The organism is Pseudomonas viridiflava (genome assembly GCF_001642795.1).
GTDB lineage: Bacteria > Pseudomonadota > Gammaproteobacteria > Pseudomonadales > Pseudomonadaceae > Aquipseudomonas > Aquipseudomonas viridiflava.
This window is the reverse complement of the sequence record NZ_LKEH01000027.1, coordinates 32,363-42,692: the sequence shown is the minus strand read 5'-3', so window position 1 is coordinate 42,692 and position 10,330 is coordinate 32,363. Positions and strand designations below refer to the sequence as shown.

Below are 10,330 nucleotides of genomic sequence, written 5' to 3'. Positions count from 1 at the left end.
GCCGCCTCCCACAAAAACGTGTTCAGTCAGCAGATTACGTGTTGTTTGATAAGAGGCGGCTTGCCGGCGATGCTTTTTCTCAGTTGATCCGCCGGTGGCTGGTCTGACGCAATCGCCGGCAAGCCGCCTCCCACAGGGTATGCATTTGGCTTTGTTACATCCCTGCCGGAGCGCGCTGTACGCAGCGCTCACGCCGGTCATCCACGCGCTCGGCGAACCAGGCGGTGGTCAGTTTGCGGGTGATCTTCGGGCTTTTGAGGGTGATGCCGGGCAGGATCGCACGGGGTAATGGCTTGCCGGCCGCTCTGTCGGCCATCGCAAACACTTTTCGGTACAGCTCGGTTTCTTCGAATTCGAAGGTGTCGCCCTGCTTGAGCTGGCTCCATATCTGCGACTTGTTCATGCCCAGCCGGTCACCCAGCGTGCGCACCGCCAGCTCGGTCGAGCCCGGCGACGTGGAGTCGAAACGAATCAGGTCGCCGTCGAGCGCCAGATCGATGCCCGTCGCCTGACTCACCGCAGCCTGAAACGCAGCGTTGCGGCTCGCGTACCAACCGGCGTTGAAATCGGCGAAGCGGTACAGGGTTTTGTCATAGCTCACGGGGTAGCCCAGCAAGTGCGCGATACCGAAGTACATGCCGCCGCGCCGGGTAAACACTTCGCGTCGGATGGTGCCATCGACCGTGTAGGGATAATCCTCGGAACGCTTCTCTGCGAAGGCAATACTGACCTGCATCGGGCCGCCGGTCTTGACCGGGTTGAAGTTGCCGAACAGCGCCTGCCCCAGCGGGACCATGCCGATGAAGTCATCGAAGATCGCGCTCAGCTCTTTCTCGGTGCGGGCCGCATCAAGACGCTTGCCGTAGGTCTTGCCATCGGGTGAGCGAACGCGCAGCGCGGTGGCGATCAAGGCATTCGGAATATGCAGACGCGCCGCACGCCGATCAATTTCGGCGCGTGCAATGCGCCCCATGTCAGGAACGGCAGGGTCGACCTGATAGGTTGACTCCTGCTCGGTCACAGCCAGTACTGAACAGACATTCTCGGTGGTCAGGGGGATTTTCTGCGCTGTGAAGGCCGCCTGGATGTCCGTGGCCCACGCCTGACGGTCGCTGACCGTGGTCGGCATCAGGCGCAGGATGCGCGCCCGCGCCTGATCAGGACTCAGTTCGGGTTCCTGTGGGCGCTGCGTGCCGCACGCGGCCAGCAGCATCAATGCGACGCTCATCGTGAGCGATTTGAACAGACCTTGATTCAATCCTTGACCCCGCTACGTGTGCTCTTCTGAGTCCGGACTCAGTGTCCTGCGTCAGAACACTGACCAGTCGATCCTCGCACTGAGCTTTTCCAGCGCAGCCATACCGACAAGCGAATTGCCCGCTGCGTTCAATTCCGGGGACCATACGCAGACCGAGAACCGCTCTGGCACAACAGCGACAATGCCGCCCCCTACGCCGCTCTTGCCCGGCAGACCGACCCGGTAGGCAAAGTTGCCTGCCTCGTCATAAAGACCGCTGGTGGCCATGATCGAGTTCAGTTGCGTGGCCTGTCGGGCGCTCAGTATCTGCTCGCCGCTGTGAATGCAGAAACCCTGATTGGCGAGAAAACCGAAGGCACGGGCCAGGTCGATGCAGCTCATGCTCAGGGCGCAATGATGGAAATAGCTGCGCAGCACGTCTTCAACATCGCCATGAAAGTTGTCGAACGACTTCATCAGGTACGCCGCTGCCGCATTGCGCGAACGGTGCTGGTATTCGGACTCGGCGACTTTGGAGTCGGAGGTGATCGACGGGTTGCCGCACAGGCGCCGGACAAAGTCACGCATCGACAACGAGGGCGCCGCGAAACGGGCCTGGTTGATGTCGCAGATCACCAGCGCACCGGCGTTGATGAACGGGTTGCGTGGCCTGCCCCGTTCGAACTCCAGCTGCACCAGCGAATTGAAGGGCTGACCGGACGGCTCGTGACCGAGACGCTGCCAGATATCCTCGCCTGAGTGCCCGATGGCCTGCACCAGACTGAACACCTTGGAAATGCTCTGGATCGAAAACCGCGTTTCGGCATCGCCTGCGCTGAACATCTGGCCGTCGTTGCCGTACACCGCGATGCCCAGTTGGTCGGGCCTGACGCCACCCAGTGCCGGAATGTAATCGGCCACTTTGCCCTGACCGATCAAGGGTCTCACTTCATCGAGGATTTCGTTCAGCAGGTCTTGCATCTAAGCGCCCCTTGTTTTGGGTGCGCACACTACACCAACAACAGGCGGCTGGCATCATCGCAAGGTGATATCCCGACTCTTCTCGAATGCCTGCCGGTCCACCAGCTCTGCAACCTTGACGGCATGAGGAAAGATTTTCTTCTCGACGAACAGATCATCGACCTGCTGCAGGGCGTCGACGTCGCGATCCTCGACCGGTTCCAGTGCTTCGATGCCCCAGCTCTGCAATCGACGCGACACCGGCAGCGGAATGTCGTTGACCCTGGCAAAGACCTCGGCGTACTGATCGGTGTTGTTGCGTGCCCAGTCCAACGCCTTGGCCAGACGCTTGAGCACGTCGTTGATGGCCTGACGCCGGACGGGATCGGTCAGTACTTCGTCCGAGGCGGTGATGAAGGTCAGGCCGGTATTGATGCCCTCGCCGCTGAGCAATACGCGGGCACCCTGCTCTTCGGCAAACGCCTGATAGACGCCGAACGTTGCCCAGGCTTCGATCTTGCCCGCATTGAAAGCGGGCAGCGCGTCAGTCGGCATGACGAAACCGATGTTCACATCAGTTTCTTTGACACCGGCATTGGCCAGTGCCCGGATCAACAGGTACTGAGAGATGCTGCCACGCGCCGATGAGATCACCACGTTGCGCCCTTTCAGGTCGGCCACGGTCTGAATCGGGGAGTCCTTGGGCACCAGAATCGCAATGCTGCGCGCCTGGCTGCGACGTACCGCAACGATGCGTAACGGCGCGCCGCCCGTTGCCGCCGCCAGCACCGGCGTGTCACCGGCAGGCGCCAGATCGACCGCTCCGGCGCGCAAGGCTTCGAACAAGGGAGCTGCGCCCTGAAAGTTGGCCCATTCGACCTGATAGGGCACGCCGTCGAAAGCCTTTGATGCCTCGACCACTGTGCGCAGTCCCTTCGCCTGATCGCCCAGCACCAGCTTTACCTTCGACCAGTCCACCGTTTCGTTGCTGGAAACCACTTGCCGGTCGTCATTACCGCAGCCGATCAGCGCACTGAATGCCAGCACGGCGGCGCAGCTTCTGACCCAATAGGTGAAACTCATTTCTGTGCGTCCTTGTGCGGGTGATCCATCATTCAGGTCTTGTAGTCGGTGCCGGTGCGTTCCAGTTCACGGATCAGCGCGTTCCAGTGCCGCGCCACACCCGGACCGTGCCCGTCCTTGATGACTTTGGCCTGCTCTTCCACCTTGGCAATGACCTCACGCGGCGGAATCACCAGCTCCGCATTGCCCGCCGACTGCGCGGCAATCTGGATAGTGCAGGCGTACTCCAGATTGTGCAGTTGCTGAAAGGCGTGCTCAACACTGACGCCGCCGGTCAGCAGCCCGTGGTTGCGCAGGATCATCACGCTCTTGTCGCCAAGGTCCGCCACCAGCCGTTCGCGCTCGTCCAGATCCAGCGCGATGCCTTCATAACCGTGGTACGCCACGCGACCGGAAAAGGCGATGGCGTGCTGGGAAATAGGCAGCAGGCCGTCTTTTTGCGCCGACACCGCGATGCCGTCGCGGGTATGGGTGTGCAGCACAGCCTGCAAGTCGTGACGTGCAGCGTGGATGGCGCTGTGGATCACGTAGCCTGCGTAATTGATGCCCAGCCCGGTCGGGTCATCGACAACCGTCCCATCGATATCGACCTTGACCAGATTGGAGGCCGTGATCTCGTCGAACAGCAGGCCGAAGGGGTTGATCAGGAAGTGCTCGTCCGGCCCCGGCACGCGGGCGGAAAAATGCGTGTAGATGTGATCGGTCCAGCGTTTGAGGGATGCGAGCCGATAGGCCGCGGCAAGCTTGACCCGGACCTCCCACTCTTGCGGCGAAACCCTGTCCTGCACGCTGACGCCGGACGAAGATGCCGTGTCCGGCTGAATCGGCAATGCGCTGACGTTGCTCATGATGATGTCCCTGACTATGCGAAGGCGATGGAGCAAGACTATGCGCATAAGAAATCATTTAAAAAGCACATTTACTTATAAGCTAATTATAAAAAAGTAGAATATTAAAACTCGACGTTATGCTTACATCGATGCTCGACGTTTCTGATCGCTTCAGAAACAGGACTCCTTTCCGGCTTGCCGGACCGCATGGACGAGACCGAATGAGCAAAACGTTCAACCGAAGAAGTTTCCTGACGGCCAGCGCCGTGACCCTCGGCGCCACGACACTGGGTCTGACGCCCCGCCTGTTCGCTCAGGATCCACTGGCTGACCTGACCCTGCAGGTCGCGACCTACCGAGGCGGAGACGCCAATTTCAATGAAAACGCCGGCAACGACAAACGGCCTTACAAGGTGCAGTTTTCCGAGTTTCCGGGCGGCAATCTCATTGTCGAAGCGATAGCCTCGGGCAGTATCGACATTGGCTCGATGAGCGAGATACCGCCGATCTTTTCCATCCAGAGCCATCGCCAGCCCAGGCTGATCGCAGTGATGGAAGGCGACGTCAACAACCAGGTGTTTCTGATTCCCAAAGACTCACGCATCGAGTCGGTCGGAGAACTGCGAGGCAAGCGCGTCGGCTATGTCAAAGCCACCACGGCCCATTATTTCCTGATCAAGGCGCTCAAGGAACAGGGCCTGAGCATGGATGACGTCAAGGCCATCGCGCTCACGCCGCAGGACGGCTTCACCGCCTTTCAAAGCGGCCAGCTCGACGCCTGGGTGACGTACGGCACCTTCATCCAGCTCGCCAAATTTCGCAGCGGTGCGCGGGTGCTGAAAACCGCGCAGGGCTATTTGTCCGGCAACTACCTGCTGGCCGCCCGTCCTGCCGCACTGGCCGATCCGCTGCGTCGTCAGGCCATCACCGACTACCTCACGCGTCAGCGCCAGACGCTGGAATGGATCAACGATCACCCTGAGGAATGGGCAGAGAAATCCGGACAACTGCTGGGCATCGACAAGGCGGTGTTCGCCGATCAGATCGCCAGCCGCAGCCAACCATGGAAGCTCAGGGCGATTGACGATCAGGCCATCGCCTCGCAACAGGAAGTGGCTGATGTGTTTTTCGAAGCGGGGGTGCTGAGCGAACGGATTGACGTATCGCCGCTGTGGGATCGGCACTTTCAGCTGGCATGAATTGCCTGTTCGAGCGGCTTATGGTTATTCATTAACGTTATTAAAAATAATATTTCTTATAGCGTTAATCTCGAAAAATATTCCTGTGACTGGAGCAGTACATGTCAACGATCGACAAACGAACCTCACGTTTCGCCACAGCCCTCGGCCTTGCGGCCACACTGATTGCAGGTTCACTGCTGGCTCCGGCCACGGCACAGGCCGAAGGGGAAATCCGCATCGCCGAGCAGTTCGGGATTGTCTATCTGCTGCTTAACGTGGTGCGCGATCAACAGTTGATTGAAAAACATGGCAAGCAAGACGGTCTGGAGATCAAGGTCGACTGGACCCAATTGTCCGGCGGCTCGGCCGTCAACGATGCCCTGCTGTCCGGCTCTGTCGACATTGCCGGTGCAGGCGTCGGCCCGCTGCTGACCATCTGGGACCGTACCCACGGTCGGCAGAACGTCAAAGCGGTCGCATCACTCGGCAACTTTCCGTATTACCTGGTGAGCAATAATCCCAAGGTGAAGACCATCGCCGACTTCACCGAAAAAGACCGAATCGCCGTGCCCGCCGTCAGCGTTTCGGTGCAGTCACGCTACCTGCAATATGCTGCGGCCAAACAGTGGGGCGACAAGGAGTTCGCGCGGCTCGACAAATACACTGTCAGCCTGCCGCACCCGGACGCCGCCGCCAGCCTGATTGCCGGTGGCACTGAGCTGACCGGACACTTCTCCAACCCGCCCTACCAGGATCAGGAACTGCGCAACCCCAACGTGCACGTTGTGTTGAACACTTACGACCTGTTCGGCCCGAACTCACCGACCGTGCTGTTTGCCACCGAAAAATTCCGTAACGAGAACCCCAAGACCTACAAAGCGTTCATCGAGGCGCTGAGCGAAGCCGAGCAGTTCGTCCGCAAGGATATCGGTGCCGCTGCCGACACCTACATCCGCGTGACGAAATCGAAAATCGACCGGGCCGAGCTGCTCAAGATCATCGACCAGCCGGAACTCCAGTTCACCATCACCCCGAAAAACACCTATCCACTGGCCGAGTTCCTGTACCGCGTCGGCGCGATCAAGAACAGGCCGGCGTCATGGAAGGACTATTTCTTCCAGGATGAGAAGCCGTTACAGGGCAGTTGAGGACAGAAATAAACCTTGGCAGGTCATGAACCAGACACCTGAATTTCAGTCATATCAATGTGCCATTTTCGGCACCCGACAAGGAAATTCAGGTAATGGCTAGTCATTCTTTTTCATCGCGTTGGGGCTTTCGTTTCGCGGCGTTATTGATAAGCAGTCTGGCCTTTTCGCAGGCGCAAGCACTCGAATTCAACTCTGGTAGCGCGTCCAGTCAGGACAATCTAGCCGCGACCCATTACGAGGCGGTCAATTCGGCTTACTCCGTACGCAGCACCAACGTCACTCTGGGTGATCTGCAGGCGCTGCTGAACGACTCCAAACAGAATGCGGCAAAGATTGAAAGTCTGAAACAGACCGTCGAGGCCCAGGCGCGCCTGATCGAGGAACTCAAGCGCAACAACAGCAGCCAGTCGCGCAGCAGCGACAGTGATGTTTCCGGTCTTAAAAGCAAGGTCGACGATCAGAGTCGCGCGCTCGCAGCGCTGCAGAGTCAGGTCAGTGACTTGAAGCGCAATTCCGGTTCCAGCGCCAGCAGCAGCGACCTTTCCAGCCTCAAAAACGATATCAGCAACACGCGAAGTGAACTCAATTCGCTGAAAGGCACGGTGAGCACCCTCAGCAACCGCGTCAAGTAACCACGCCTCATCCCGGCAGCACACGAACGGGGCCGCGCTCCGTTCGTTTGAATCTCGAATCCTCTCCCCCTCGTTCTGATGCGTTGAATCGTCAAGCATTCTGCTGCGTCGGGCGCTGCAAAATTTGTTCGTTCACGACATGCCTGTATGGAAACAATTCTCATCAGAGATGTTATATTGTATCTATAACTATCAGGAAGTCTCACATGTCGTCTCGTAGAATTGCGTCTCTGGCAGGCTTGGCCATCGGGATGCTCGGCAATACCGGTTTTGCGGAAGAACAACAAAAAACCATCGAGCTGGAAAGCGTCAACGTCACCTCCGACTATCAATACGAAACGGCAACCAGCCCCGTACAGGGCTATCGCGCGACCCGCTCCGCCACCGCGACCAAGACCGACACCGCGATCAAGGACATCCCGCAATCGATCAGCGTGGTGCCTGCGTCGGTGCTGAAGGATCTGGGCAGCAACAGCGTCGATCGTGCGCTGGACTTCGCTGGCGGCGTGTCGAAGCAGAACAATTTTGGTGGTCTGACGCTCTACGAGTACAGCATTCGCGGCTTCACCACCTCCGAGTTCTACAAGGACGGTTTCAGCGCCAACCGTGGCTACCCCGCCACGCCCGACGCGGCGAACATCGAGCGTATCGAGGTCCTCAAGGGTCCCGCCGCCAGTCTGTATGGCCGTGGTGATCCAGGCGGTACCGTCAACATCGTCACCAAGAAGCCACAGCGCGAAGCCTTCACCACCCTGCAGACCAGTGCTGGCAGCTGGGACCGTTATCGCACGGCGCTGGACGTCAACACGCCGCTGGACGAGGAAGGCAACCTGCTGTCGCGGGTCAATCTGGCAGTCGAAGACAACAACAGCTTTCGCGATCATGTCGAAAGCAAACGGGTGTTCGTTGCGCCCTCCTTCAGTTGGCAATTGAATCCTGACACCCACCTGCTGGTGGAAACCGAGTTCGTCCGCCACACGTCGACCTTCGACCGCGGCGTCGTTGCGCCCAACAACAAATGGAGCGGCGTGTCGCGTTCGACCTTTCTCGGCGAACCCGACGACGACATCGATAACGACAACAACATGGTCCAGTTCGCGCTGGATCATCAGCTCAATGACATCTGGTCGTTGCGCCTGGCCAGTCATTACAAACAGGGCGAGATGTCGGGTTACGCCAGCGAATCGCGTCCTCTGAGCGCCGACGGCCGCACGGTCAACCGCCGCTATCGCGAGCGTGACAACAACTGGCACGACAGCATTACCCAGCTTGAACTGCGCGGCCGTTTCGAGGGCATGGGCCTTGAGCACGAAGTGCTGATCGGCACCGAATACGAGAACTACCGCAAGAACGAGCGCGTCACCAACATCGCACCGGTGGCGGGCACCACTTACGCCATCGATCTTTACAACCCGGTCTACGGCCAACCGAAACCCAATGGTGCCCGCTCGGGCACTGACTTCTTCGAACATGTCGAAAGCCGTGCGTTGAATCTGCAGGATCAGATCGTGTTCACCGACAAGCTGCGCGGGATGATCGGTGCGCGCTTTGAACATTTTGATCAGCAGATCGACGACTACACCACCAACCGGACGTCCGGCCAGCGGCACGACGCGTTCACTCAGCGTGCGGGGCTTCTGTATCAGCTCACGCCGCAGGTCGGTCTGTTCACCAACGTCTCGACCTCGTTCAAACCCAATAACGGGCTCGACGCGTCAGGCAACACCTTCGATCCGGAAGAAGGCATTGGTTACGAAGCCGGTATCAAGAGCGAGCTGTTCGATGACCGCCTGAGCACCACGCTGTCAGCGTTTCACATCGAGAAGGAAAACGTGCTGGCCCTCGACCCGTCCACCGACACCAACCGTGCCGTGGGCAAAGCGCGCAGTCAGGGTTTCGACCTGCAATTCACCGGGCAAGTAACCGAAGCGGTCCGCGTGATCGGTGCCTTCGCTTACATTGACGCCGAAGTCACCAAGGGTGACCGCACGATCCCGACCGGCAGCCGAATCCTCGGTGTGGCAAAGCACAGCGGCAGTCTGCTGGGCGTCTACGAATTCCAGGAAGGCGTGCTGCGTGGTTCGGACGTCGGCGCCGCCTACACCTATGTCGGCGACCGTTCCGGCGAGTCAGGCACCCGCTTCGAACTGCCTGCGTACCAGACCGTCGATTTGCTCGCCCACTACAAGGCCAGCGATAACGTGACCGTGGGGTTGAACCTCAACAATATTTTCGACGAAAAATATTATGAGCGCTCCTTCAGCAATTACTGGGTCGCACCAGGCGAGCCGCGTAACTTCACGGTCAGTCTCACACTGAATCTCTGATCACTAAAACAACAAGGATGCATCATGCTTTCATCGAAACCGCTCGTGGCCCTGAGCCTGCTCAGCGCACTGTTCGCCGCTCAGGTCAGTGCCCATGGATTGTGGACCGAACAGCGTCGCGGCAACATCGAAGTGGTCTACGGCCACGGTGCCGAGGACAACGCGTTCAAGGCGCAGAAAGTCAGCGGCGCCTGGGCATATGACCTTCAGGGCCGGATGATTCCGGTCACTGTGCAGCGTCTGGACGATCACGCGCGTCTGGTGCCGATCAAGCCGCCCGCCGTGATGTCGGTCGCGCTGGACAACGGCATGTGGACCCGCAACGCCGAGAAGAAATGGATCAATGAGGGACGCAGCAAGGTGCCCAACGGCACCGACTCGATCCACACCTTCAAGTACAGCGTGGCCATCTACGAAGAAGGCGCGAAGCTGCCGACGTTCGAGAAGCTGAACTTCGTCATCGTGCCGCAGGCCGATCCGTTGAAGGTCGGCGTTGGCAAACCACTGCCGGTCAAGGTGCTGGTCGATGGCAAACCCGCTGCGGGCATCAAGCTGATCGGCGATTACCGCAGCGCGCCGGACGTGGTCAGCGCCGAGACCGATGCTCAGGGCATGGCCACTGTGGTGGTGCGTAACGAAGGCCTGAACATCATCGCAGCCGAAGTGACGCTACCGGTGAAGGACAACGCCGATATCGCCGAGCGTGGGCTGTTTACCTCGCTGACTTTCGTGGGTGAAGCGCATCACGATTGATGCCTGACACGCTGCGCTGATGCGCAGCGAACACAGGGTTGTGAAATGCCTTTTTGCGTCTGACACAGCGTTGTCTGGCAGCGAACAAAGACGGTGGGAGACGGCTTGCCAGCGATGCAGTCGACGCGGTGTATCAGGAAAATCGCGTCATCGTTCATCACCGGCAAGCCGCCTCC

9 protein-coding genes are annotated in these 10,330 nt (G+C 59.2%); 5 read left to right on the top strand and 4 right to left on the bottom strand.

Features of this window, described 5'->3' with window-relative positions; translation table 11 throughout:
* Positions 1-154: 154 nt before the first annotated feature.
* The 4 genes from AO065_RS15455 to AO065_RS15440 all read right to left on the bottom strand — a co-directional run bounded on the left by AO065_RS15455 (position 155) and on the right by AO065_RS15440 (position 4,128).
* A complete protein-coding gene (locus AO065_RS15455) occupies positions 155-1,228 on the bottom strand; it encodes a DUF1615 domain-containing protein (protein ID WP_032651866.1) in 1,074 nt (357 codons plus the stop codon).
* Positions 1,229-1,309: 81 nt separating this feature from the next.
* Positions 1,310-2,218: a glutaminase B gene (gene glsB / locus AO065_RS15450; RefSeq protein WP_004885243.1), complete on the bottom strand. Its 909-nt coding sequence runs from the start codon at positions 2,216-2,218 to the stop codon at positions 1,310-1,312.
* 54 nt (positions 2,219-2,272) lie between these two features.
* Positions 2,273-3,280, bottom strand: coding sequence for an ABC transporter substrate-binding protein (locus AO065_RS15445; RefSeq protein WP_004885242.1), 1,008 nt, complete (start codon positions 3,278-3,280; stop codon positions 2,273-2,275).
* A gap of 32 nt (positions 3,281-3,312) precedes the next feature.
* Positions 3,313-4,128, bottom strand: coding sequence for a class II aldolase/adducin family protein (locus tag AO065_RS15440; protein WP_004885241.1), 816 nt, complete (start codon positions 4,126-4,128; stop codon positions 3,313-3,315).
* Between the two features lie 203 nt (positions 4,129-4,331).
* Here AO065_RS15440 and AO065_RS15435 point away from each other — a divergent pair, with 203 nt between their 5' ends.
* From AO065_RS15435 to AO065_RS15415, 5 genes are all read left to right on the top strand, one after another.
* Entirely contained in the window at positions 4,332-5,309 is a 978-nt protein-coding gene (locus tag AO065_RS15435; protein WP_004885240.1) for an ABC transporter substrate-binding protein, read from the top strand.
* A 101-nt stretch (positions 5,310-5,410) separates the two neighbouring features.
* On the top strand, positions 5,411-6,439 hold the full coding sequence (locus AO065_RS15430) for an ABC transporter substrate-binding protein (protein ID WP_004885239.1): 1,029 nt from the start codon (positions 5,411-5,413) through the stop codon (positions 6,437-6,439).
* A gap of 95 nt (positions 6,440-6,534) precedes the next feature.
* Positions 6,535-7,074 (top strand): hypothetical protein, encoded by a 540-nt coding sequence (locus AO065_RS15425; RefSeq protein WP_004885238.1) that lies wholly within the window; start codon positions 6,535-6,537, stop codon positions 7,072-7,074.
* A 206-nt stretch (positions 7,075-7,280) separates the two neighbouring features.
* The gene (locus tag AO065_RS15420) at positions 7,281-9,401 is read left to right on the top strand and encodes a TonB-dependent siderophore receptor (RefSeq protein ID WP_004885237.1); all 2,121 of its coding nucleotides are present in this window, start codon (positions 7,281-7,283) and stop codon (positions 9,399-9,401) included.
* 24 nt (positions 9,402-9,425) lie between these two features.
* On the top strand, positions 9,426-10,154 hold the full coding sequence (locus AO065_RS15415; protein WP_004885236.1) for a DUF4198 domain-containing protein: 729 nt from the start codon (positions 9,426-9,428) through the stop codon (positions 10,152-10,154).
* Positions 10,155-10,330 lie beyond the last annotated feature (176 nt).

What these genes read in the sequence shown, in the direction of transcription:
- AO065_RS15455 (WP_032651866.1), bottom strand. Translation starts at nt 1,228, where the DNA reads ATGAGCGTCGCATTGATGCTGCTGGCCGCGTGCGGCACGCAGCGCCCA.
- glsB (WP_004885243.1), bottom strand. Translation starts at nt 2,218, where the DNA reads ATGCAAGACCTGCTGAACGAAATCCTCGATGAAGTGAGACCCTTGATC.
- AO065_RS15445 (WP_004885242.1), bottom strand. Translation starts at nt 3,280, where the DNA reads ATGAGTTTCACCTATTGGGTCAGAAGCTGCGCCGCCGTGCTGGCATTC.
- AO065_RS15440 (WP_004885241.1), bottom strand. Translation starts at nt 4,128, where the DNA reads ATGAGCAACGTCAGCGCATTGCCGATTCAGCCGGACACGGCATCTTCG.
- AO065_RS15435 (WP_004885240.1), top strand. Translation starts at nt 4,332, where the DNA reads ATGAGCAAAACGTTCAACCGAAGAAGTTTCCTGACGGCCAGCGCCGTG.
- AO065_RS15430 (WP_004885239.1), top strand. Translation starts at nt 5,411, where the DNA reads ATGTCAACGATCGACAAACGAACCTCACGTTTCGCCACAGCCCTCGGC.
- AO065_RS15425 (WP_004885238.1), top strand. Translation starts at nt 6,535, where the DNA reads ATGGCTAGTCATTCTTTTTCATCGCGTTGGGGCTTTCGTTTCGCGGCG.
- AO065_RS15420 (WP_004885237.1), top strand. Translation starts at nt 7,281, where the DNA reads ATGTCGTCTCGTAGAATTGCGTCTCTGGCAGGCTTGGCCATCGGGATG.
- AO065_RS15415 (WP_004885236.1), top strand. Translation starts at nt 9,426, where the DNA reads ATGCTTTCATCGAAACCGCTCGTGGCCCTGAGCCTGCTCAGCGCACTG.